19 protein-coding genes and 2 tRNA genes are annotated in these 22,232 nt (G+C 54.3%); 12 read left to right on the forward strand and 9 right to left on the reverse strand.

Annotated elements, in window-relative coordinates; translation table 11 throughout:
* Positions 1-44: 44 nt before the first annotated feature.
* The 3 genes from def to orn all read right to left on the reverse strand — a co-directional run bounded on the left by def (position 45) and on the right by orn (position 1,563).
* Positions 45-617, reverse strand: a complete 573-nt coding sequence (gene def / locus ABD982_RS04390) for a peptide deformylase (RefSeq protein WP_345445050.1) — start codon at positions 615-617, stop codon at positions 45-47.
* 81 nt (positions 618-698) lie between these two features.
* Positions 699-771 (reverse strand) — tRNA-His (locus tag ABD982_RS04395).
* Between the two features lie 165 nt (positions 772-936).
* Complete coding sequence (gene orn, locus ABD982_RS04400) at positions 937-1,563, reverse strand: oligoribonuclease (protein ID WP_345445052.1); 627 nt, start codon at positions 1,561-1,563, stop codon at positions 937-939.
* A gap of 150 nt (positions 1,564-1,713) precedes the next feature.
* Here orn and mptB point away from each other — a divergent pair, with 150 nt between their 5' ends.
* The 3 genes from mptB to ABD982_RS04415 all read left to right on the forward strand — a co-directional run bounded on the left by mptB (position 1,714) and on the right by ABD982_RS04415 (position 4,493).
* Entirely contained in the window at positions 1,714-3,288 is a 1,575-nt protein-coding gene (gene mptB / locus ABD982_RS04405; protein ID WP_345445054.1) for a polyprenol phosphomannose-dependent alpha 1,6 mannosyltransferase MptB, read from the forward strand.
* A 77-nt stretch (positions 3,289-3,365) separates the two neighbouring features.
* Positions 3,366-3,438: transfer RNA gene (locus ABD982_RS04410), tRNA-Arg, on the forward strand.
* A 119-nt stretch (positions 3,439-3,557) separates the two neighbouring features.
* A complete protein-coding gene (locus ABD982_RS04415) occupies positions 3,558-4,493 on the forward strand; it encodes a serine hydrolase (RefSeq protein WP_345445056.1) in 936 nt (311 codons plus the stop codon).
* Positions 4,494-4,531: 38 nt separating this feature from the next.
* Here the strand turns inward: ABD982_RS04415 and ABD982_RS04420 are convergent, their stop codons facing one another.
* Entirely contained in the window at positions 4,532-5,086 is a 555-nt protein-coding gene (locus ABD982_RS04420; RefSeq protein WP_345445058.1) for a DNA-3-methyladenine glycosylase I, read from the reverse strand.
* Positions 5,087-5,338: 252 nt separating this feature from the next.
* Here ABD982_RS04420 and ABD982_RS04425 point away from each other — a divergent pair, with 252 nt between their 5' ends.
* Together ABD982_RS04425 and ettA are read left to right on the forward strand one after the other, a co-directional pair.
* A complete protein-coding gene (locus tag ABD982_RS04425; RefSeq protein ID WP_345445060.1) occupies positions 5,339-5,941 on the forward strand; it encodes a single-stranded DNA-binding protein in 603 nt (200 codons plus the stop codon).
* A gap of 524 nt (positions 5,942-6,465) precedes the next feature.
* Entirely contained in the window at positions 6,466-8,145 is a 1,680-nt protein-coding gene (ettA, locus tag ABD982_RS04430) for an energy-dependent translational throttle protein EttA (RefSeq protein ID WP_251378887.1), read from the forward strand.
* Positions 8,146-8,218: 73 nt separating this feature from the next.
* Here the strand turns inward: ettA and ABD982_RS04435 are convergent, their stop codons facing one another.
* Complete coding sequence (locus ABD982_RS04435) at positions 8,219-9,148, reverse strand: acyl-CoA thioesterase (protein WP_251378886.1); 930 nt, start codon at positions 9,146-9,148, stop codon at positions 8,219-8,221.
* A gap of 77 nt (positions 9,149-9,225) precedes the next feature.
* On the opposite strand from ABD982_RS04435, the gene ABD982_RS04440 reads away from it, so the two are divergent.
* The gene (locus tag ABD982_RS04440) at positions 9,226-9,930 is read left to right on the forward strand and encodes a DUF8185 domain-containing protein (protein ID WP_345445063.1); all 705 of its coding nucleotides are present in this window, start codon (positions 9,226-9,228) and stop codon (positions 9,928-9,930) included.
* Positions 9,931-9,947: 17 nt separating this feature from the next.
* Here ABD982_RS04440 and ABD982_RS04445 read toward each other — a convergent pair whose 3' ends face one another.
* Both ABD982_RS04445 and pepN read right to left on the reverse strand, forming a co-directional pair.
* Positions 9,948-10,403, reverse strand: a complete 456-nt coding sequence (locus ABD982_RS04445) for a globin (RefSeq protein WP_345445065.1) — start codon at positions 10,401-10,403, stop codon at positions 9,948-9,950.
* Between the two features lie 80 nt (positions 10,404-10,483).
* Positions 10,484-13,021 carry an aminopeptidase N gene (pepN, locus tag ABD982_RS04450; RefSeq protein ID WP_345445067.1) on the reverse strand — a complete coding sequence of 846 codons (2,538 nt, stop codon included), beginning with the start codon at positions 13,019-13,021 and terminating at the stop codon, positions 10,484-10,486.
* Positions 13,022-13,231: 210 nt separating this feature from the next.
* On the opposite strand from pepN, the gene ABD982_RS04455 reads away from it, so the two are divergent.
* Together ABD982_RS04455 and ABD982_RS04460 are read left to right on the forward strand one after the other, a co-directional pair.
* A complete protein-coding gene (locus ABD982_RS04455) occupies positions 13,232-13,720 on the forward strand; it encodes a ribose-5-phosphate isomerase (protein ID WP_345445069.1) in 489 nt (162 codons plus the stop codon).
* Positions 13,721-13,740: 20 nt separating this feature from the next.
* The gene (locus ABD982_RS04460) at positions 13,741-14,622 is read left to right on the forward strand and encodes an Fpg/Nei family DNA glycosylase (protein WP_345445071.1); all 882 of its coding nucleotides are present in this window, start codon (positions 13,741-13,743) and stop codon (positions 14,620-14,622) included.
* Positions 14,623-14,651: 29 nt separating this feature from the next.
* Here ABD982_RS04460 and ABD982_RS04465 read toward each other — a convergent pair whose 3' ends face one another.
* Positions 14,652-15,302, reverse strand: a complete 651-nt coding sequence (locus tag ABD982_RS04465) for a hypothetical protein (protein ID WP_345445073.1) — start codon at positions 15,300-15,302, stop codon at positions 14,652-14,654.
* An 80-nt stretch (positions 15,303-15,382) separates the two neighbouring features.
* On the reverse strand, positions 15,383-17,149 hold the full coding sequence (locus ABD982_RS04470) for an FAD/NAD(P)-binding protein (RefSeq protein WP_345445075.1): 1,767 nt from the start codon (positions 17,147-17,149) through the stop codon (positions 15,383-15,385).
* 143 nt (positions 17,150-17,292) lie between these two features.
* Here ABD982_RS04470 and ABD982_RS04475 point away from each other — a divergent pair, with 143 nt between their 5' ends.
* Genes ABD982_RS04475 through ABD982_RS04490 form a run of 4 tightly spaced genes read left to right on the forward strand, consistent with a single transcriptional unit; the run spans position 17,293 to position 22,228 of the window.
* Complete coding sequence (locus ABD982_RS04475; protein ID WP_345445077.1) at positions 17,293-18,921, forward strand: TIGR04028 family ABC transporter substrate-binding protein; 1,629 nt, start codon at positions 17,293-17,295, stop codon at positions 18,919-18,921.
* Between the two features lie 6 nt (positions 18,922-18,927).
* A complete protein-coding gene (locus tag ABD982_RS04480; protein ID WP_345445079.1) occupies positions 18,928-19,869 on the forward strand; it encodes an ABC transporter permease in 942 nt (313 codons plus the stop codon).
* Positions 19,866-20,669 (forward strand): ABC transporter permease, encoded by an 804-nt coding sequence (locus ABD982_RS04485; RefSeq protein WP_237204088.1) that lies wholly within the window; start codon positions 19,866-19,868, stop codon positions 20,667-20,669. The genes ABD982_RS04480 and ABD982_RS04485 overlap by 4 nt, the downstream gene beginning before the upstream one ends.
* Entirely contained in the window at positions 20,666-22,228 is a 1,563-nt protein-coding gene (locus tag ABD982_RS04490) for a dipeptide ABC transporter ATP-binding protein (protein ID WP_345445082.1), read from the forward strand. The genes ABD982_RS04485 and ABD982_RS04490 overlap by 4 nt, the downstream gene beginning before the upstream one ends.
* Positions 22,229-22,232: the final 4 nt, after the last annotated feature.

Below are 22,232 nucleotides of genomic sequence, written 5' to 3' on the forward strand. Positions count from 1 at the left end.
ATACTTAAGACGCCCGCTCAGTTGAGCGGGCGTCTTTTGAATTCTTAGTGACCGAAGGGATCCGGGTCTACACCCGGCACCCAGCTGTTGCCGTCAACAGTCCACCCCTCAGCTTTCACCACTTTTTTATACTTCTTGGTGTAGCGGGGGTTAAGGCGGTTGACATAGAGTTTTCCATCGAGGTGATCTGTTTCGTGTTGCATGACGCGGGCAAACCAGCCTGTAGCATCAAATTTCAGGGGGTTGCCATCAGCGTCTTGGCCGCTCACTGTAACCCATTCAGCGCGCTTGAGCGGGAAGGAATAACCGGGGAAGGAGAGGCATCCTTCAACTTCTTCTTCGGGATCAGGCTCTGAGGTTGAGATTTTGCCCAGGGTGAGCAGGGGATTGACAACAACACCCAATGGGGGCACTCCGTCTTCGTTGTCAAACTTATAGGTAAAGAGCCGCAAACCAACTCCCACCTGGGGACCTGCAAGGCCCACCCCGTTGGAAAGCTCCTGCGTCTCATACATATTAGCAATCAGCTGCTTTAGGTCATCATCAAAGGACGTAACGGGTGCGGCCGGGCGGTGAAGCACGGGGTTACCGTGCACAACGATGGGTAGAACTGTCATAACTCAACCTTACCGTGTGGGTTTAGAAGGGCACATAAAAAGAGAGCCGCTACGTTTACCGTAGCGGCCCTCTTTATTCTGGGTGATCGACGGGGGTTGAACCCGCGACCTCCTGGACCACAACCAGGCGCTCTGCCGACTGAGCTACGACCACCATGTTTACTAAAACGCTAGCTAAATTTCTTTTGCTTTTGTTTTGGCAACAGGTAATAGCTTACACAGATTTTTACCAGCTGTAAAACTGAGTCTGTGATTCGCGGGGTGACCATCCTCACCTGAATTCTAGGTGAGTTATCACGGTGAGCTGCTTTCATGGGAGCTAAACAGAGTTAACTTCTTGGCGGGTTTCACTCACCTGGCGAGCTACCTGCTGGCAGGTGGCGCTATCCGGACCAGGTGCGGGTACAAAGATGGTTCCGCGGTAGTAGCGGAGCTCATCGATCGAATCACGGATATCACCTAGAGCCCGGTGATTGCCGGTCTTGGCAGGGGCGTTGTAGGTTGCCTTTTCAAACCAGCGGCGAGATAGTTCTTTAATCGTTGATACATCAATCACCCGGTAGTGCAGATAATCAATGAGTTGTGGCATATCCCGCACTAGGAAGGTCTTGTCGGTACCGATAGAGTTGCCGCCCAGCACAGCCTTTCGGGGTTCTGGAACCCATTTTTTAACGTAGTCCAGGACCAGCTGCTCTGCGTCAGCCATGCTAATGCCGCCGTCCAACTCATTGATAAGACCAGACTCCGTGTGCATGTTGCGCACAAAATCATCCATCTGCTCAAGAGAGCCTGGGGCCGGTTTGATGACTACATCGACGCCTTCACCCAGAATATTGAGGTCACCATCGGTAACAAGGGCTGCCACTTCAATCAGAGCATCATTCTCTAAGGACAGACCGGTCATTTCACAGTCGACCCAAACAATTCGTTCATTACTAATAGACACACCACCAATGTACTAGCCCTAGCTGATACTTGTCTGGTCTTAGAGGTAAAAACCATAATTTATTGAGAGCGGGGGATGAGCATCGGTGCCGATGAGAGCAACGGGCGGGTAAAATCGTGGATGTTTTAACAGCGCAACTCACGGAGAACGATGAGCCCCAGAAATATGGAGGCAACTACCGCCAGCAAACCGGTGCACCGCTATAACAGCAAAACTGCGCACTATGTAACAGGTAGCCCCCTAAGAACGCTGATTTTCGGCACCATTGGGTCCCTGCTAGTGATGTTTGCTTCATTCGGTGTGGGATGGCTAGCAGATGCTTCCCCCTTCCGCCGTGTTGAGTGGATTATTCCGTTGCGCTATACCACCCCTGGTCTGATTACCTGCATTGCTTTATTGGTGATTGGTGCCATGATGCTCTGCCGTGAATGGTTGCGTATGGTGCAGAAGCTCATGGTCTGGGATGAACGGGCTAAGAGATGGGTTTGGGCTGCCACCATATGTTGGATCACCCCCCAACTGTTCGCCTTCCCGCTTTATAGCCGCGATGTCTTCTCCTACTTTGCTCAGGGGCGTCTAATGCAAGCCGGCCTCAATCCCTACGAATACGGGGTCTCCGCAGTCAATAATTTCTTCCAGTACGGGGCAGATCCCATGTGGGCGGAATCTGCACCACCCTATGGGCCTGTTTTCTTGTGGATCGAAAAGATAGTGGCAGGTATGGCGGGGGAGTCTGTTGATACTGCCCTCTACCTCTTTAGAGGTGTAGCAATACTGGGCGTCATCCTGATTGCCATTTATGTGCCGAAGTTGTCTAAACTCCACGGAATCAATGGGACGCGCGCTAACTGGCTGGTGGTCGCAAACCCCCTATTTATTGCAGCGTTCATTACCTCTAGCCATAATGATGCCCTGATGACGGGCTTTATCCTCGCCGGTGTCTACCACGCAGCTTCCCGGAGGGACGCAGTGGGCGGCATTCTAGGTGCCACCCTGGTCACTCTGGCGGTAGCTGTAAAGCCCATAGCCCTGGTAGCCCTGCCCTTCATCGGGCTGTTTTGGGCTGGACGAGGGGCCAGCTGGCCCCGTCGCTTTGTCTTTTGGGCGCTGACCTTGGCAGTTTCGGTGGCCGAGCTAGCTCTCTTGGGCTGGGCCTCTGGTCTGGGCTTTGGGTGGATTTCTGCTCTTTCAACGACAGGCGGCCAGTACATCTGGTACACCCTTATCGGGTTTTTGGGCCTACAGATCAACCAGATTATTGTTTCGATGACCGGGAATAATGATCTAGCCAACAGCATCAGAGATGCTTTCTTCAGCCTGGGCAAACTGATTGGTATGGGTCTTGCCGTACTCACTATGTTCATCGGAAAGGACGAGAACCTGGTGAAGCGAACCGGTCTCGCCATCGGCTTCGTGGTGCTCTTCTCACCCATGATTCAATCCTGGTATCTACTCTGGTTTATACCGCTCTTAGTGGTAGCCGGCATTAGAACAGACTGGCAGCTCGATTTCTACTTCTTAACCACACTCTTCTTTATGATTTACGCGGTCTCAGATCAGCTGGCGGTATCACCCTACCTTGAAGATTTTGATCAGAATATCGGTCGCCTAATCGCAGCGGTTATCAGCGTTGCCTACGCATCGTGGCTGGTCTTCCTAGACCCTGCTACGCGCCGAGTGTTGCGCCGTGCCCAGCGTTCATCGATTTATGAGGTCTCAATTTAGCCTGAGCCTCCGGGGGCGTGGAACTCTACCGCTGATATGACTTTGAGGTGCACCCACGCTAGAATAAAACACGTTCAGCCTCAGTAGCTCAGTGGATAGAGCAGGAGCCTTCTAATCTCTTGGTCGGGGGTTCGACTCCCTCCTGGGGCACTTCACCTATCCCTCACCTCATCAAAGAGGTGGGGGATATTTGTTTAATCAACTATTTATTGTGAAACTATCCTCTCATTTAGAGCAGTAGATACTGCACTTGAGAATAGACTTGACCTATGCCCCAGCGAACTTTCTTCCCCTCTAGCGATGCTAATCTACACCCCACTGCGCGCTCGCGGAGAAGCACGCTCAAAGCGACTGCTGCTCTTCTAGCTTTAGGGCCTGTGCTGGTAGGTTGCGGAGGCGATGGGGACCGAAAACAAATCACAGCTTCCGGGCAGGAACACCTTAATGATCGAAAAGACGTGGATATCAATGAGGCTCTGTCCAGTCTTGAAACTGAGCATTCAGCAACGATTAGCTTGGCCGTCTACAATCATGAAGAAGATAAAACCTTCCTCCACCATGCTAATGAGTGGTCTTATGAAGCATCAATCGTCAAAGTTCCCATAGCTCTAACTCTTCTGCGCCGTGCAGTCTTTGAACAGCGTACTCTAACGGAGGAAGAAAAAGCGCTCATCGAGGCTGCTATCAGTTTTTCAGATAACTCCTCCACCACAGAAATATTTAGACGGATTGGCACTACGGGGCCCGGCACAGATTCAGAGGCAAGCTCTCAATCCCTTAACAAAACTTACGAATTGTTGGGTGCTACGAAGACTCGCAGCGAGGGCACCTGGGGTAATAACCAGACCTGGGCAGAGGACTACGTCAAGATTATGCGGTTTATCGTTGAAGATATCCACTGGATCAGTAAGACCGATGCTGAATACCTCTTAGAAACGATGAATCCGAATGATTGGTCGCAACTCTGGGGCGTGGGTTCTCAAAAAGGCCAGACTGTTTTTGGAAAGCAAGTTCAGCAGGTCTCTGTTAAAAACGGGTGGATTCAGGACGAGGCGGGTACCTGGTACGTCAACTCTATAGGCGTGGTGCAGACAGAGGATAATACTTTCTCTATAGCCCTGCTCTCTCATGGCTTTAGTGATGTAAACATCGGCTACGAAGTTGCCAGTACAGCTGTGCAAGCCTACTTCGATCATGCTGGCTAATGGTCATTGCCCGTCTCATCTCTTCCAGCCGTACACGGCTAGGCACCTAGCCTAATGAACCCCGTTGCTTGGGCTAGAGCGCAGCACACAACCTGACCGACACGCTGCACGCCAGCGTCCTTGAGATCGTCAGCAATCCTATCTGTCGTCTCCAAAGTCCTGGGTAGCTCACTGACCGAGTCAAAGATGGCGGGTGAGTCAAAAGCCTGTTCGAATAAGTCGGGAAGATTAATGTTGTGATGAAGCAAAGTCTGTGCGTTGGTGATACAGCTCCGAATTTTAGCTTCATTCCTAATCATGGATGTATCGGATAGCATCTGAGAAATATCGTGCTCGGTAAGAGAAGCAACAGCCTCTAGAGAAAACCCTTTGAAGTGTCTGCTGATAGCTTCTCGCTTACCTAGGACTACGCTCCACCACAGCCCATTTTGAAAGACCAAAAGGCAAAGGTGCTCAAACATAGCCTGCTGCGTGCGCGGCACGTTCTGCCATTCTTCAAGGAAATACGTTCGGCTGGGATCATCTCGTACCCAGGAAGGTTCCTTGCGCTTTATGCCCGCCACAACCTCAGCTTCGATATTTTTATAGACCATGATCGCTCCTCCATAAAGGTGTAGAAACAACCTAGGTGGCTCATGTGCCGCTGGTCAACGGCTGTGGACAGAACCCGACACAAACTTTGGTGAGCGCGTCTCACAGTCACCACATTGTTTCAGAAGTCCCAGAAACCTCAGCTCCCCAAGTCAGTAAGTTTATCCACAGCGCCCAGGCTCCTTTCAAGACCTCTTCCTGGAGTGTCAGGCTAAAGCTACCCAACCTTTACCCCAGTAGCTCAAGGAGGAGCCATGACAGATACCGTGACCGTGAGAGGCTACATTGCCACCGCCCCCACCCAAAAATACCTACCGAAGACAAATATCCCTCTAGCTAATTTCCGATTAGCATCAACTCCATGCTGGTTTGATAATTCAACAGGGCAGTGGCGTGAATCAGATACAAACTGGTACACCGTCAATTGTTTTCGAGCACTGGCTCATAATAGTGCCCGCAGTCTTCACGTGGGTCAGCCCGTGTTAGTAACTGGACGCCTGAAAGTTAAGCAGTTTGAACGCAGTGACGGGTCGCAAGGCACCAGTATTGAAATCGATGCCTCAAGCATCGGCCATGACCTCAACTTTGGAATCGCCCGCTTTGAGCGGGTCTCAGATCGCCGCCCGGAAGCTGGCGATGGTGATAGAAGTTTGGAACAGCAAGTAGAGGGTGAACGCCAACGCGTTCAGACCCAAGTGCCTACCTCCCAGGTGAGTGCCGGGGATACACGCCCAGAGGTCCCCCCTGCGGTTAAACCTTCTCAGCCCATCAGCGACCGTGGGCAACAGCTACCCCCAAATTTTGGGCTGACTGACGCTAAAGAGACCGATGATGCCGCTCTTTCGGTTACTACCTGACGCTGGAATCTGGACGAAAGCGGGCCTCACCTCTCAGGGAGGGGAAAGCCGGGGCCTGCAAATCCACCGGCCAGATACTAACCCAATGCCGTTTGTTCACATGCGAGCCCGGTGTGAAGTTGGAATGTGCCAGCGGTAGCACGCGTGATTCTTCAGGGGTTATGCTACCTGGTTTTAAAATAGCCATCCGCTCGACCGTAACAAGCTATGGGTTATGGGCTACTCAGGTGGTGCAGAAATAATCGGCTTTGAACTCAACGCAGACCGCCAAACAAGGTGAAGGGCTGGCGGTGGCAGCGTCCTGGTCGGTGGAGGTAACTCAAACGGTATGCAAACTTACCCCCACTCAAGCCTTCCAGCACAACTCCCGCAGAAATACGATAGTCGTTTGGTCTGAATCAACAGGCACCACCAGCCTGAACAGTAACGGCGGGCTCTACTGGCACTGGAGGAATATTGAGGCACACCAAGAGTAGCTCTGATGAAAACTGCGTAATTTGACCGTACACGGTAGGCTTAAACCCATGGCTGAATTTATTTACACCATGACCAAAGCCCGCAAAACTGTGGGCGATAAGGTCATTCTTAACGACGTATCAATGTCGTTCTTCCCCGGTGCAAAGATCGGTATGGTCGGCCCTAACGGCGCCGGTAAATCCACCATCTTGAAAATTATGGCGGGAATCGACACTCCCTCCAACGGCGAAGCACGACTCTCTGACGGTTACACCGTGGGCATCCTCATGCAGGAGCCCCCGCTCAACGAAGAAAAGACCGTCCTGGGCAACGTCCAGGAAGGCGTAGGCGAAATCTACGAAAAGATTGTTCGCTACAACGAAATCTCAGAAGAGATGGCTAACCCAGACGCTGACTTCGACGCGCTCATGGAAGAAATGGGTAAGCTTCAGGAAGCTATTGACGCTGCTAATGCCTGGGATATCGATTCCCAGCTAGAGCAGGCAATGGATGCCCTGCGTTGCCCTCCCGGCGACTCACCCGTGAGCCACCTTTCCGGTGGTGAGCGCCGCCGTGTGGCACTCTGCAAGCTGCTGCTGCAGAAGCCTGACCTGCTCCTACTCGATGAGCCTACTAACCACCTGGATGCTGAGTCCGTGCTCTGGCTAGAGCAGCACCTGAAGTCCTATGAAGGTGCCGTCATCGCGATTACCCACGACCGCTACTTCCTAGACCACGTTGCCGAGTGGATCGCTGAAATTGACCGCGGTAACCTCTACCCCTACGAAGGCAACTACTCCACCTACCTGGAGAAGAAGCGCGCTCGCCTTGCCGTTCAGGGTAAGAAGGACGCCAAACTCGCTAAGCGTCTTGAAGACGAACTTGAGTGGGTACGCTCCAACACCAAGGGCCGCCAGGCTAAGTCAAAGGCTCGTCTGGCACGCTACGAAGAAATGGCAGCTGAAGCTGAGAAGACCCGCAAGCTGGACTTCGAAGAAATTCAGATTCCGCCCGGACCTCGCCTGGGTAACGTTGTTATCGAAGCCGAAAATCTGCAAAAGGGCTTCGACGGCCGCTCCCTGATTAACGGCCTGTCCTTCTCCCTGCCCCGCAACGGCATTGTGGGTGTCATTGGCCCCAACGGTGTGGGTAAATCAACCCTCTTTAAGACCATTGTTGGTCTTGAACCTCTGGACGGCGGCAAGCTCAAGGTAGGCGAAACCGTCAAAATCTCTTACGTTGACCAGAACCGCGCCAACATTGACCCTGAAAAGTCGCTGTGGGAGGTCGTCTCTGAAGGTCTGGATTACATCCAGGTTGGCCAGGTAGAAATGCCTTCGCGTGCCTACGTCTCAGCTTTTGGTTTCAAGGGCCCGGACCAGCAGAAGAAGGCCGGTGTGCTCTCCGGTGGTGAGCGTAACCGCCTGAACCTTGCACTGACACTCAAGCAGGGAGGCAACCTTCTGCTCCTCGACGAACCCACCAACGACCTGGACGTCGAAACTCTGACCTCCCTGGAAAATGCGCTACTGGAATTCCCCGGCTGTGCTGTCGTGGTCTCCCACGACCGTTGGTTCCTCGACAGAGTAGCTACCCACATCCTGGCCTGGGAAGGCACCGAGGGTCAGCCCGATAACTGGTACTGGTTCGAGGGTAACTTCGAGTCCTACGAGAAGAACAAGGTAGAGCGTCTGGGCCCCGATGCCGCTAAGCCGCACCGCGTTGTTCACCGTAAGCTCACGCGCTAAATATGACCCTAAAGTAACCCGCCCTTTCCTAACTCATGGAGGGGCGGGTTCTTAGTTTAAGCAGTTCTACAATTCATGATGAACTATTTGATGAGCGGTATTCGGGCAACCTCAGCATGGCCTCCTGAGCTACCGTTGCCACGTGCTTGCCTGAGGCCGTGAAGATTTTACCGATAGACAAGCCGCGGGCGTGCTGGGCGCTGGGGGATTCCTGTACAAGGAGGAGCCACCGGTCGGCGCGAGCCGGGCGGTGGAACCACATGGCATGGTCCAGCGAGGCCACCTTCATGCCGGGCTCAAGCCAGCTTTTACCGTGGTTGCGCAGCACCGGCTCTAACTGGGTGTAGTCGGAGGCATAAGCAAGTGCTGCCTGATGAAGGGTGGGATCATCGGGGAGAGGCTCGAAGGTTTTGAACCACACCATGTTGGTGGGGGTGGGGGAAGTAGCTGGGGATGTGTAAAGCGGGGTGGCTATATGGCGCACATCAAAGGGGCGCGTATAAGCCACTTTTTGTGCCATCGGCAGATCGATATGGCCCAGCAAATCTGCGGCGGTAGGCAGTAATTCTGGGTCAGGCACATTCATAGGGAAATCTGAGCTGTGTTCAGGCCCTCTCGCCTCAGACTGGAAAGAGGTAATAGCCGAGAAAATGGGTGCCCCATTTTGGTAGGCCTGCACACGGCGGGTAGCGAAGGAACGAGCTTCGTTGAGGCTCTCGACGCCGTAAGAGAGCGGATCGTCCACATTACCGGGGCGTAAAAAGTAACCGTGCAGTGAGTGAATCTGCTTGTTCTCCACCGTGTGTGCTGCGCTCACGATGGCTTGTGCCAGTACCTGACCGCCAAAGATACGAGGAGTTTCGCGGGTTAGCGTCACGGCACTAAATACCTGTTCGTGTGCACGGGCTATACCTGGAACGGGGGAGAGCATCTGCACCAGTTTCTGGGTGGGCGATAACTGATCGAGGCGGTAGGTTTCTGCACTGTTCTTTTCTTCACTCATAGAAACTACTTTCTCATATCTCGTATAGGGTTGTGTGGGTAACTTCTACGCTAGCTGACGATAAGAGAGAAATATCAATGAATGATCAAACCGCCTTGGGGCTTGAGCCCACGACTGCAGAGTCAGCCTATTTTCAGCTCCCCGATGCCAAGACTGCCAGGGATCTAGCTACTTTTATCACGCGAGCTAAGTCGGTTGATCCGCAGGCCGTTGTGCGTTTGCAGGGCAAGGGGGGCGTCTTAGGCGTTTATGTCTGCACGTTAGCACCAGCTGACCTTTTTGATAATGAAACACCCACGGTGCTAGGGCTTCGAGCGATCAGCTTGGGGGAGAGGTCTGACCTTGATGTCACCGCTCCGGCAGCAGCCCTCTTAGACCGGCTCGCCCGGATTGAAGAAACAGGTTTTAAACTGATGGTGCCACCGGTGACTGCCACGGCGCCGTGGGCAGGCATAGCGCCCCCCACCGGTGGCTGGCAAAGGGCGGGCTTCTACCTGTCGGACGATGCCCGGTCAGCTGCACGTGCGGGCATTGAGGCGGTTGATAAGGCTCTTCCCGAAAACCCCGGTCACGCCGTGGTCACCACGGTGAGGTCCCGTATCTGGGCGTCCTCACTTGAAGCCCCGGATGCCAGTGTGCCCCTGCCTATTGGGGTGGCCTTCGCCCTTGAAGTTCTTGGCTTTTTACCACCGCGTGCCACCGAGCCCTTGCTCGTCTTCACGAACGGTGACTGGGCACGTGTCTCGGGTAAAGCTGGGCATGTGCTGGTGCGCACCAAATAACATTTGACCGGGTACTTTTATTGAGCGCGGTTCTGCATAGCGTGCGCTGAACGTTCAAAGTAGTCCCACATCTCTGCGTCGTGCAGGGGTGAGAGGTTCAGCGTGTCCAGGGCGGTGCGCATATAGCGGAGCCAGGTGTCTCGCTCCTTGGGGCCAACATAAAAAGGAGCGTGTCGCATGCGCAGGCGGGGGTGCCCACGTTCTGCCTGGTAGTCCTTAGGCCCACCCCAGTACTGTTCCAAGAACATGAAGAGACGACGTTCTGCCGGAGCTAAATCTTCTTCCGGGTACATGGCTTTGAACTCGGGGTCAGCTGCCACTTGAGAATAAAACTCGCGGCAAAGCTTCTCAAAGACAGGTCTGCCACCTACCTGGTAGTAAAACGAATTTTGGTTGGTTTCAGGAACAGGGTGTTGGGCGGCAGGCTGATTGTTGGTGTCCAGGCTAAGAGCGGGGTTGGGTAGGTTGTTCATAGTTCCAGTCTACCGACAGACCAAAAACCAGGGGCAGGGCTTCAGCAACGAAACCCTGCCCCCTTCCTCAGACACGCTGTTTAGATATCAGCTGACTGTACCTTGAGCGCTCGAGCGAGTGCGTCGCGGCACTCAGAGATTTGACGGTGCAAAGACGCCGCGTCCTTGGGGAGCTGGGCGAGGTAGGCTTCAGCCCGTGCCAGGAGCTGTTGGGTATAGACCTTGGGGAAGAGACCCGTGACAATCTGGGTTGAAACCTCGTGGGAGCGCTCGCGCCACACCCCTTCAACAGCTGCAAAATACTTCTCAACGTAGTCCTCAGCTAAGTCACGTGAACCGCGGTAAAAGCCCGAGATGGCAGAGCGCTGCACAATATTAGACAGTTCACCGGTTTCAACTACTGCCCGCCAGGTCTCAGCTTTGGCTTCGGCAGTTGGTATCGCTGCCTGTGCAGCTGCGGCAGCCTGCTGGCCGTTTGACGTGTTGTCCTCGGCAAGGGCGGCGTCAATATCAGTTGCAGTGCGGCGTCCTCCAGCTGCCAGTGAACCTAAGAGAACCCAGCTGAGGTCAGTATCAATCTCTAGCCCCTCAAGAGTTTTATCGCCGGTCAACAGAGCCTCAATAGCATCGAGCTGCAAATCGGTGTGGGCTAGGCGGGCAAAGCTGGTCACAAACTGGAACTGATGGTCAGAACCTGCCTCTGCCGCTTGAGCAATCTGCCACATGCGGTTAGCTGCCAGTGCGCGGGTCTCCTCTGCGTGGGAGGGCGCCAAGAAAGCCTTGAGTGCATGTTCGAGGTTGAGCAACTGCACGCGAACTGCGGTGGAGTTGGTCTCTTCAGCAATATTATTGAGCACCAGATTAACGAACTGGCGGGCAGGCATTTCTGCGTCCCGCACCGTATCCCACAGGGAGCCCCACACCACCCCACGAGCCAGCGGTGAATCAATAGCGCCAAGGTGCTGCACAGCGGTTTCCCGTGAACGATGATCTAAACGAATCTTGGCGTAGGCCAAATCCTCATCATTAACCAAAATCAAATCAGGACGCTGCAGCCCGGCTGCCTGCGCAACTTCGGTGGTCTTTCCATCAACATCTAGCTCGATGCGGTCAGTGCGTACCAGCGCATCGTTTTCGAGACGGTAGAAGCCAACCACCAGACGGTGGGGGCGGAGGGTTTCGTAGCCCTTGGCGTAGCTCTGATGGATCACGAGCTTTTCGATGGTTCCGTCGCTGGCCTCTGCTACCTCGGTGGTCAGGGTATTAACCCCAGCCGTCTCAAGCCAGAGGGAGCTCCATGCTTGAACATCACGACCAGAGGCAGCCTCAAGTTCAACCAGAAGATCATCGAGCACGGTGTTACCCCAGCTGTGCTTCTCAAAGTAGACCTTGAGCCCAGCCATGAAGTTATCTTGACCTACCCAGGCAACCAGCTGGCGTAGCACAGAGGCCCCCTTGGCGTAAGTGATTCCATCGAAATTGACCTGGACATCCTGCAGGTCACGGATGGGAGCAACAATGGGGTGAGTGGATGAGAGCTGATCCTGGTTATAGGCCCAGGTTTTCTCTGAGGCAGAGAAGGTAGCCCACGCTTCAGATGCGAAACGGGTGTTCTCTGCTGCTGCCAGGGTAGACATGAACTCAGCGAAAGATTCATTGAGCCACAGGTCATTCCACCACTTCATGGTGACAAGGTCACCAAACCACATATGGGCCAGTTCATGGAGCACGGTAATGGCGCGGCGCTCCACTACCGCTTCAGTCACCTTTGAACGGAAAATGTAGTTCTCCAAGAAAGTGACAGCACCAGCGTTTTCCATGGCACCAGCGTTGAATTCAGGCACAAAGAGCTGGTCGTACTTCTCAAAGGGGTAGGGGGTAGAGAACTGATCTTCAAAGAACTCGAAGCCCTGGCGGGTGAGCTCAAAGATATCTTCGTGGTCCAGGTACTCCATGAGTGACTTGCGGGCATAGCAACCCAGCTTAATCTCGCGGCCCTCACTATTGGTCAAAGATGAGTGCACCGAATCGTAGGGTCCCGCGATAATGGCGGTGATGTAGGAGGACATGCGAGGGGTGGGTTTAAAGTTCCAGGTCTTGGTTTCCCCAGCGTCCATCACGTTCATCTCAGGCTGGTTAGAGACAACTACCCAGTGGGCCGGGGCGGTGACCACAAATTCAAATTCAGCCTTAAGATCAGGCTGCTCAAAAACGGGGTACACACGGCGGGAATCGGGCACCTCAAACTGCGAGTAGAGGTAGACCTCACCGTCCACGGGGTCAACAAATCGGTGTAAGCCCTCACCGGTGTTGGTGTAGAGCATATCTGCTTCAATGACTAGGACGTTTTTTTCGGAGAGATTGGGTAAACCAATACGCACGCCATCAGCTAGGTCTAACGGTAGCTGCTCGCCGTTGAGTTCGATGGTGTGCACCGCGTCCGTAATGGCGTCGATGAACGTTTCGCCCCCGGCCACGGCATCAAAATTGATTTGGGTTTTACACCCAAAAACCCTCTCACCGCGGGTGAGGTCCAGCTCAATCCGGTAGGAATCGACACGGGTGATGACCGTTGCGCGTTCTTGCGCTTCGATGCGGGTGAGGTTCATTCCTGGCATGGAAATCCTTTAGATGTGAATAGTTCAACAAAATAATGACGCTGATGAAGCAGCGCGACTACGCAGCAAATAGGCAGGTGATTTAGAATCAAGGGAGATGCCATCTGCTCTGCATTAACCATCATTTTAGGTGCTGGTCTGTGAATTACATAACTTCACGACAGTGCAGGCAGGTCGCTTGTTAGCTAAACCATCTGAACGGAGAACACCATGCGCGTTCACATTGCAACAGACCATGCTGGTCTTGAATTGAGCCACTTCCTCATCAAGGAACTATCAGCTGCTGGCTACGACTTGATTGATCACGGTCCCGAAGAATACGATGCTCTGGACGACTACCCCAGTTTTTGCATCAATGCAGCTCTGGCGGTCAAGGCAGACCGCGACGCTGGTCGGAACTCTCTAGGTATCGTACTGGGAGGCTCGGGCAACGGTGAGCAGATGGCTGCTAACAAGGTGCAGGGAATCAGGGCTGCGCTGGCATGGAACCATGACACCGCTGCACTGGCCCGTGAACATAATAATGCTCAGGTGGTTGCTGTGGGCGGCCGTCAGCACACCAAGGAAGAGGCTCTTGAGATTATCAAGACCTTCCTTACTACCGAATGGACCAACGAAGAACGTCATGCTCGCCGCATCAACCAGATGTTGGAGTTTGAGGCAACTGGCGACATTGCCGGTAAAATCATCAACCGCTAGAGCTCAAGGGGAATCCAAATATGCCTGAGGGGCACTCTATCCATCGTTTGGCCCGTCAATTCAATGATGTTTTTGCGGGGCAGAGCGTCGCGGTGAGCAGCCCTCAGGGCAGGTTTACTGAGGGTGCTCAGTTACTAGATGGGCACCGTATCACACATGCCTTTGCCCACGGGAAGCACCTCTTTGTGGGCTTTGACAACGAGCTTTACCTCAACGTCCACTTGGGGATCTACGGCGCTTTTAGCTTCGGCGGCGATGAGTTCTTTACAGGGGCTTCCTCGATCGGGGCGCCACGCAAAATTGGTGAAAAAGAAATCCACCAGACCGATGAGTTTAGCGCACAACCACCTGAACCTCGAGCAACGACCCGTGCCAGGTTGGTCAGCGATCACGGGTGGGCTGATGTGGTAGGGCCAACGGTTTGCCGGACGCTCACTCATAATGAGGTGCGCCAGGTACGGAGCAAACTGGGACCTGACCCTCTTAACCAAGACGCTGACCCGCACCTCTTTTATGCTGCAGCTGCCAAAACCTCCCGCCCCATCGGCGTGGTGCTCATGGATCAGAAAGCTATTTCAGGGGTAGGCAATATCTTCAGAGCTGAGTCCCTTTATCGATGCAAGGTTGATCCTTTTAAACCGGGTAAGGAATGTTCAACTGATGAGCTTGAAGCCCTCTGGCTTGATAACCGGCACCTTCTTGAGATTGGTGTGCGAGTGGGCAGAATCATCACCACTGAAACGAAGGACCGCCCTGGTGTCAGTGAAGAGGCCGCCTGGCCTGAGCACGCTAACTACGTCTACCAGCGCCAGGGTCAAGCTTGCCCTCGCTGCGGTGCGACTATTCGACGGCAAGAAATCGCGGCCCGCAAACTCTACTGGTGCCCCGGCTGCCAAGTCTAAATGAGCAGGTCTACAGCCATAACGCTGGTTTATCGCCCGTTCGCATCACTGAGGTTGAAGCCGCGCATGCCATCGTGACACTGCACACTCATCGCCCCGGTACTGGTGCAGGTCATACCCATCCAGCTCAAAGACTGCCCCTCGGGCAGAACGTTTTCAGTGGTGAACCAGGGGTGGGTAGCAGCTCGCCCCTGAGCCTGGATAGAGCGCGGGGCTTCATCCCCGGGTTTCATGGAAACACTGAGTAAGACCCAGTTCAGTGAATCATCAGTCATGCAGAAAACCCCGTAGGGTTGCATAAGGCAGGCAACTTGAGGGTCAGTTGTTTGAAAGACAAGTGCTGGCTGATCGGCTTCAGCGTAAATGTAAGTGTCCGTTGAAGCAGGGTCGCCCGTGACGAGCTCGGTGGTGGCGATATTGGCAGGGTCAATGGTGTAGCCATCTTGGGCAGGGACGGTAGGGTCCGCCGTAGGTGAGGGAGTCTTAATGCTTGTCTGCTCACCGTGTTCTGCTTCGGAGGTCTCTGCGACCGTGGGAGTGGGGGTAGCTGTGGTGTTACGGGTCTGGCTGGGAGCTGAGGTGGCTGATTCTGTTACCTCGCTCTGAGAAGCCTGGGAGCAGCCAAAGAGCAGCAGGGGAATAAGTGCTAGGAAAGGTAGACGTTGCTTCAGGTGCTGCATGGGAAACCTTTGCTGGATGGTATGCCTAATGAGCAACAGTCTATCCTTTTCCTTAACTCTGTAGAGTTCGAGGTTTACCCCTAACCCTGCTCTTGCTCACCAATAATCTTGAGGATGCTTTGGGCTGCCTTATCAGTTTCTTGCAGAAAGAGAGGATCCGTGCCAGGCATGGGGGAAATCGTTGTATCCGGATGCTGGCCGCCGGTAGGTATTCCAATGAGCAGGACGCGCGGATCAAGCTCACCAGCAGGGTTAACCAGTAAACGCGTGGCGGGGTCTGTTTCAGGGGAGCCCGTACCAGCAAAAGCGCGCATTCTGGGCGAAAGTGAAGCGAGCAAAGGGTCATCGGTGCGCAGTGCGTTAGGCGTGTGCATCCAAGCATCAACCAGTACATCCCCGCTGACTGGAATCTGCTCTGTCGTGGGAGAAGTAACCACCCAGTGATCAGATTGAACAGTAATCTGGGGCCTGGCTCCGAGGAAGGTGATGAGCCCAGCGTCCACCAGAGCTAGTAGCTGACGGCTGCGGAACGCCGGCGGCCCAGAACCCACCATTTGCCCCATCTTCATGAAGCGGGAAACTTCGGCTTGATCGGAGTAGCGTCCACCTGCACCCAGCATGGAAACACGTTTTCTCACTGACGAAATAACCCAGAGGGCGTTTTTGAGGGGACTGGACGCAGCCTGTTCGGCTTGACGAATATCGTTGGCCAGTGAGTCAGCAATAAACGCAGTCAGTTGATCAGGGTTTCCTGTAAAACCTGCCAGGGGGTTGAACCAGTAATCGATATCAAATTCTGGATCTTGTGCCAGGGCGTCGTGAAGAATTGAAGGGTACACCTCCTCCAAAAAACAGATGGTATCTGCACCTTCCAGTTGCTCAAAAACAGCATCAAATGCGGGAGTTGAGGCCACCGGGGGCAAACCGGCGTACTCTGATTTGGGTAAGAAGGGGTAACCTCTGCCAGAAGTGACCAGCAGGGCAGGTTCCAGACCTGAAGGCAGGTAGCGCAGGCCGCCACGAGCTGTTGAATCTGCGATAAACTGCCCGCCTCGGTCGATGCTGCTGAGAGCTAGAACATCAAAAAAGCCCATTCCCATCCCACGCACCAGAACCTTCTTTCCGCTCGAAGCTGGGGGAAGGGCGGAGAGGTCCTGTTCCAGAGGGTTAGCAGGTTTGACCCAGGGGAGGGAAGCCGCGGCAAAGACGGTTTCTTCAGCCGTGGCTGAGGGGGTTACCCACCCCAGGGCTAGAACGGTGGCATCGGAGAGAATAACGGACCCGTCGGCCAGCTCTACTCTGTCCCGCCCCTGGACTTCGGTCAGTGAAACCGCTCGTGTTCGGTGTTTGATGACCTCTACATTTGAGGGCAACCTGTCAAGAGCGATTTCAAAACACCATTGAAGGTAGGCTCCGTAGAGAGCCCGTGAAGGGTTTGATTCAGGCCGGGTGATGGCCAGCTCATCCTCAAAGCTAGCGAGCAAATCAGGAAGGTCAGAGCTAAAAGCCACAGCTTGAGCATGAGCTGGGTAGGAATCGTACAGAGGATAGGCGGGGGAGTCCCCATCTTCCCTCAGTTCTTGAATCCACTCGTACATCGTCGGGCCAGGTTGGACTGGTCCGCTGACGCTGGCACCTGGCTCGGTGAAGAGGGTAACGGCACCAGCTAGGGTGTTCATGCACAGAGTGCGGGTTTGGTCCGTTTTCCAGACGGCTCCAGCACCAAGTTGGGCAGAATCGACGCAGTGCAGCACAACCTTTGAAGTGACTCCCGCCGCTCCCAGTCGTTCAATAACCGAGATGCCACGGGGCCCCATTCCCACAATTGTTACGTTTACTACGTCCACATTGATTCCTTTGAATTCTGATGACTAACGTTAATTTTTCATGACGAAACGGTGACCGCTCACCCAACCTATCACCGCGATACCACACTCGTTAGAGGGGCGTAATAGTTCGCAACTCTGGCCAATATTGAAGGAAATCACCCGTGGCTTTTACCCGGCGACAATTTGTAACCCTTGTATCAGCAGGTGGCATTTTAGGGGCTGCCGGCTGCGCAGCTGACGGTTCTGAACCTGTTTCTGACACCTCCTTAACCTACCTCGAATCTGCCTTTTTCACCTCCCTCTACCCGCCGTCGGTTGGCTTCTACCCTAATGGTGGGGTCATGAATAATATCGCGGACCGGCTGCTCTATCAGCACCCTGAAACCAAGCAACTACACCCCTGGATTGCTGAAGAACTACCCGAAATCAACCAGGACGGCACCGAATTCACGTTCAGGCTGCGCCGGGGAGTGACCCACTCTGATGGAAGCAGACTCGATGCCCGCAACGTTGCTCGTAACTTTGACCTGTTTGGCCTGGGGGATAAGAACCGAAAACTCACAGTTTCTGAACAAATTACGGGTTACCTCCGCAGTGAAGTGCTCGATGACTATACCGTCAAGTTCTACTTTGAAAAACCTGCCCTAGGTTTTCCGCAAGCAACTAGCTCCATGAACGCAGGGCTACTGTCTGACGCTACTTTGGAGCTAGATAACACTGGGTTTGGGCCGGGAAATGCTACGGAGATTATTGCATCTGGCCCCTTTGTCATCACGGGTGAAAAGCTTGGTACCGAACTGGTTCTAGAAGCACGGGGCGATTACGCCTGGGCACCGCCTATCCTTGAGCATCAAGGCAGAGCTAATCTAGACCGGATCACCATTGCCCTTGCGGGTGAAGACTCGGTGCGGGTTGGTGCCCTAATAGCTAACCAGGCCCATATTGCCCGGCAGATTGAGGCGCCGGTCGAAGACCACCTGCTTGACCAGGGGCTGAAAATCGTGGCGGCAGCAACCAACGGCGTCAATAACTCCTGGGACCTGCGGTTTCAGCACCCGCTACTTTCTGACATTCGGGTGCGCCGTGCCATCGGCTATGGAATTGACCGCCAGCACATACTCACCACCCTCTTCTCGCCCCGCTACAAGATGGCGACTGGCCCGCTGGCGTCCACCGCGCTGGGCTATGTGGATCACAGCGAGGCCTACCGTTATGACCCTACCGAGGCCCAGCGGCTACTGGATGACGCCGGGTGGGTACCTGGAGAGGACGGCATCCGCACCAAGGGCGGCAACAGACTGTCTCTCACCGTCAATTGGAGCCCCGTACAGCCCCGCAATAGGGAGCAATCAACGGTCATTCAAGAACAGTTGCGGCGGATAGGCATAGAAATCAACATCTTCCCCGGTGACAGGTCAGCCCAAAGTGCAGCGACTCTGGATCACAACATCATCCAGATCAACTCATCCATGGTAGGACGCGCGGATTACGACGTCATCAAAAGTCAGTACTGCTCAGAAAACCGGGACACCCTGCTCAACCTCAACCCAGATACGCAGACCATCGGGGATCAGGAACTTGAAGACCTCACTTTTGCCGTAGCCCAGGCTGCCAGCGACGAAGAAAGAGCCGCCAACTCAGCCAAGATACAGCAGCTGCTCATCGATAAGGCGTACAGCATCCCTATCTTCGAAGAACCCCAGGTTTTCGGTCTTCAACCCGCGGTCAAAGATTTCATGACTGACCCCATCGGCCGCCCCTCTTTTTACAGCGTAAGAATTGAAAGCTAAAAACCAATGAAAAGCACACAAGTATTACTGAGGGTAGGGCAAGCGATACTGGTTCTGCTGGCAGCATTCACCCTTGCCTTCATCCTGCTCACAGCATTACCCGGAGATGCGGTCACTACCCGTTACTCCAACCCTGAACTGGGTTTGTCAGAGGCTGAAGTTTCCCAGATTAGGGAATCCTACGGCCTAGATCAGCCCCTGATTATTCAGTACTTTATGACGCTAGCCAATTTTTTGACGGGTAACTTTGGATACTCTGTTAATTCAGGCACCGCGGTCAGCAATCTGATGAAATCAGCGCTGCCAGGTACCCTAACTCTGGCTTTCTTAGCCTTCGCTGCGTCCATAGTGCTAGCTTTTTGCATTGCATTTGCCTCGACGTTGCCTGGACAGGGCTGGCTCAGGCGCACGGTCAGAGCACTTCCGGCCTTCATGAGTTCAATCCCCAGTTTCCTCATCGGTATCGTGCTCATTCAGATGATTTCCTTCCAGCTCGGCTGGGTACCTGTCTACGGTGCAAGCAACCTACAGGACCTCATTCTGCCCGTGCTCACCCTAGCCGTGCCCATCTCAGCCCCGCTTGCCCAAGTGCTGGTCCGCAGCATCGATGAAGTGTACACCCAACCTTTCGTGCAGGTTATCCGAGCCAGGGGGGCTAGCGAACGGTGGATCTTCTTCCGCGATGTGCTACGCAATGCCATGATGCCCGCTATCACCATCGCCGGGGTTCTTTTTGGCGAACTGGTCAGCGGGGCCGTGGTCACTGAAGCCGTCTTTGGACGCGCCGGGCTAGGAAACCTTACCGTGCAAGCTGTTGCTAACCGAGACACCCCTGTCCTGCTCGCAGTAGTTGTCACCGCAGCTACCGCCTACATCATCATTAATCTCATCGTCGATCTGCTCTACCCGGTCCTCGACCCCCGACTGCGCAGGAAGGCAAACTCATGAAAACTGCCTACACCAAACCCACAGCACTTCTTGCTTACCTTATTTTGGCGACAGCCATCCTGTGGGCACTAGCCCCGGGCCTCTTCACGCAGGGGGATCCCATTATCGGTGATGATCGAGCCCTGCTAGCACCCAGCGCCACCCACTGGTTTGGCACAGACTCCGTGGGTAGAGACCTCTATACCAGGGTGATCTATGGAGCGCGCAACTCACTGCTCGGCGCTCTAGTCGCCGTCCTCGTTGGCCTCATCATCGGTACCTTCCTTGGTGTCATTGCAGGCACCTTACGCGGTAAAGCAGAGACAATTATCATGCGAACAGTAGACGTTCTGCTCTCCATCCCATCTTTGCTCCTGAGCCTTGCCGTCCTCATCCTGCTCGGTTTCGGCACCATGAACGCAGCCATCGCTGTAGGTGTTACCTCCATTGCAATGTTCGCACGGCTGGTGCGCTCCCAGGTGCTGTCCGTGGTCTCAAGCGACTACGTTGAAGCAGCCTATGGAGTAGGTTCCACCCGCACCGCCGTCCTCATCAGGCATGTCCTGCCCAACTCCCTAACCCCGGTTCTGGCTCTGGTTGCCCTGCAATTCGCCTCGGCCCTGCTTCAACTGGCAACTCTAGGGTTTCTGGGCTACGGCACCCCGCCGCCCACTCCGGAATGGGGGCTACTCATTGCAGACTCCCGCGCCTACCTCGCCACCAGCTGGTGGCTGACCCTGCTACCCGGTGCTGTCATCGTTGCCGTTGTGCTAGCTGCAAACCATATCAGCCACATCATTAATCAGGAGGGGCAAGCATGAGCCTACTCAACGTTACCGACCTCAACGTCAGCTACACCACCTCATCGGGTACAGTTCAGGCTGTTCACGGAATTAATCTGACCGTAGAACGCGGCCAAACCACCGCGATTGTGGGGGAATCTGGCTCCGGTAAATCAACCAGCGCCCTGGCAATCATCGGCTTGCTGCCAGATAACGCTTCAGTATCAGCAGCTGCCATTACACTCACCGACCAGCCCGTGACACCTGTTATGAGGGGGAAAAGGGTAGGGCTGATTCCCCAAGACCCAACAAACTCCCTTAACCCCACCAAAACCATCGGTGAATCCGTGGCTGAAGGTCTGAGAATTCACGACCATGCTGATGTGAAATCTAAAGTGTTAAGACTGCTTGAAAAGGTGGGTATTGATCAACCCGAAATACGCTACAAGCAGTACCCCCATGAGTTATCGGGTGGCATGAACCAGCGCGTCCTCATCGCAGCGGCACTCGCTCTCGAGCCAGATCTGTTGATCGCCGATGAACCAACCAGTGCCCTCGATGTGACCGTGCAGAAGGTAATCCTTGATCTTCTAGACCAGATGCGTGAAGAGCTGGGCATCGGAATTCTACTGATCACCCATGATTTGGCGGTTGCTGGGGACAGAGCCCACCGCATCGTCGTCATGCAACAGGGAGCAGTCGTTGAAGAAGGTCTTGCAGCTCATGTCTTAGCCAACCCGCGGCAGCCCTATACCCAGCGGCTACTTGCCGATGCCCCCTCACTAGCCACCGGCTCACAGGCTCCTCTTAGACCCTCTACTAGAGAAGAGGAGATCATACTCAGCGTCGAAAATCTGGGGCAGGTCTATGGCAACTTTACCGCTTTAGAAGGTTTGAGCTTCGAGGTTACCCGGGGGAGCACCCACGCTATTGTAGGGGAATCAGGTTCGGGTAAAACGACAGCGGGCCGAGCCATTGCTGGCTTGCTCACACCGTCCTCAGGGCAGATTACCCTGGGTGGCGTGAAGCTAAAGCCCTCTCGTGCCCTCCGCCAAAAAGTGCAGATGGTATACCAAAACCCCTACTCATCACTGAACCCGCGGCAGACTATAGGTAAGGCCATTGGCGAGGGACTGGGGAATTTTACTAATCTTACGAAGAAGCAAATCCAACAAAGGGTTCAGGACTACCTAGAACTTGTCTCGTTGAGCCCCGAGCTAGCCAACCGCCGTCCGCGGGAACTTTCAGGTGGGCAACGCCAGCGAGTTGCAATTGCCAGAGCGCTTATTCTTGAACCCGATGTGGTGGTATTGGATGAAGCGGTTTCAGCGCTGGATGTAACCGTTCAGGCACAAATCCTGCGCTTGCTTGAAAAGCTTCAGCAAGAGCTTGGACTGACCTACCTCTTTATTTCCCACGATTTAGCTGTGGTGCGTCAAATATCGGATACCGTGACGGTGATGAGCCGGGGGCAGCAGGTAGAGCACGGAGAAACCGCCCACGTCTTTACCAACCCTCAGTCAGACTTCACCCGCACCTTGCTCGGGGCAATTCCAGGTGCTAGCTATCGTCACGGCAACTACAACCTGGGGCTCTAAGATG

Origin of the sequence: Rothia endophytica, assembly GCF_039543885.1 — a bacterium.
In the GTDB taxonomy this organism is placed as follows: domain Bacteria; phylum Actinomycetota; class Actinomycetes; order Actinomycetales; family Micrococcaceae; genus Rothia; species Rothia endophytica.

Excerpts from the sequence above, each read along its gene's own strand:
- def (WP_345445050.1), bottom strand. The coding sequence starts at position 617 with ATGACAGTTCTACCCATCGTTGTGCACGGTAACCCCGTGCTTCACCGC.
- mptB (WP_345445054.1), top strand. The coding sequence starts at position 1,714 with ATGAGCCCCAGAAATATGGAGGCAACTACCGCCAGCAAACCGGTGCAC.
- ABD982_RS04415 (WP_345445056.1), top strand. The coding sequence starts at position 3,558 with ATGCCCCAGCGAACTTTCTTCCCCTCTAGCGATGCTAATCTACACCCC.
- ABD982_RS04420 (WP_345445058.1), bottom strand. The coding sequence starts at position 5,086 with ATGGTCTATAAAAATATCGAAGCTGAGGTTGTGGCGGGCATAAAGCGC.
- ABD982_RS04425 (WP_345445060.1), top strand. The coding sequence starts at position 5,339 with ATGACAGATACCGTGACCGTGAGAGGCTACATTGCCACCGCCCCCACC.
- ettA (WP_251378887.1), top strand. The coding sequence starts at position 6,466 with ATGGCTGAATTTATTTACACCATGACCAAAGCCCGCAAAACTGTGGGC.
- ABD982_RS04435 (WP_251378886.1), bottom strand. The coding sequence starts at position 9,148 with ATGAGTGAAGAAAAGAACAGTGCAGAAACCTACCGCCTCGATCAGTTA.
- ABD982_RS04440 (WP_345445063.1), top strand. The coding sequence starts at position 9,226 with ATGAATGATCAAACCGCCTTGGGGCTTGAGCCCACGACTGCAGAGTCA.
- ABD982_RS04445 (WP_345445065.1), bottom strand. The coding sequence starts at position 10,403 with ATGAACAACCTACCCAACCCCGCTCTTAGCCTGGACACCAACAATCAG.
- pepN (WP_345445067.1), bottom strand. The coding sequence starts at position 13,021 with ATGCCAGGAATGAACCTCACCCGCATCGAAGCGCAAGAACGCGCAACG.
- ABD982_RS04455 (WP_345445069.1), top strand. The coding sequence starts at position 13,232 with ATGCGCGTTCACATTGCAACAGACCATGCTGGTCTTGAATTGAGCCAC.
- ABD982_RS04460 (WP_345445071.1), top strand. The coding sequence starts at position 13,741 with ATGCCTGAGGGGCACTCTATCCATCGTTTGGCCCGTCAATTCAATGAT.
- ABD982_RS04465 (WP_345445073.1), bottom strand. The coding sequence starts at position 15,302 with ATGCAGCACCTGAAGCAACGTCTACCTTTCCTAGCACTTATTCCCCTG.
- ABD982_RS04480 (WP_345445079.1), top strand. The coding sequence starts at position 18,928 with ATGAAAAGCACACAAGTATTACTGAGGGTAGGGCAAGCGATACTGGTT.
- ABD982_RS04485 (WP_237204088.1), top strand. The coding sequence starts at position 19,866 with ATGAAAACTGCCTACACCAAACCCACAGCACTTCTTGCTTACCTTATT.
- ABD982_RS04490 (WP_345445082.1), top strand. The coding sequence starts at position 20,666 with ATGAGCCTACTCAACGTTACCGACCTCAACGTCAGCTACACCACCTCA.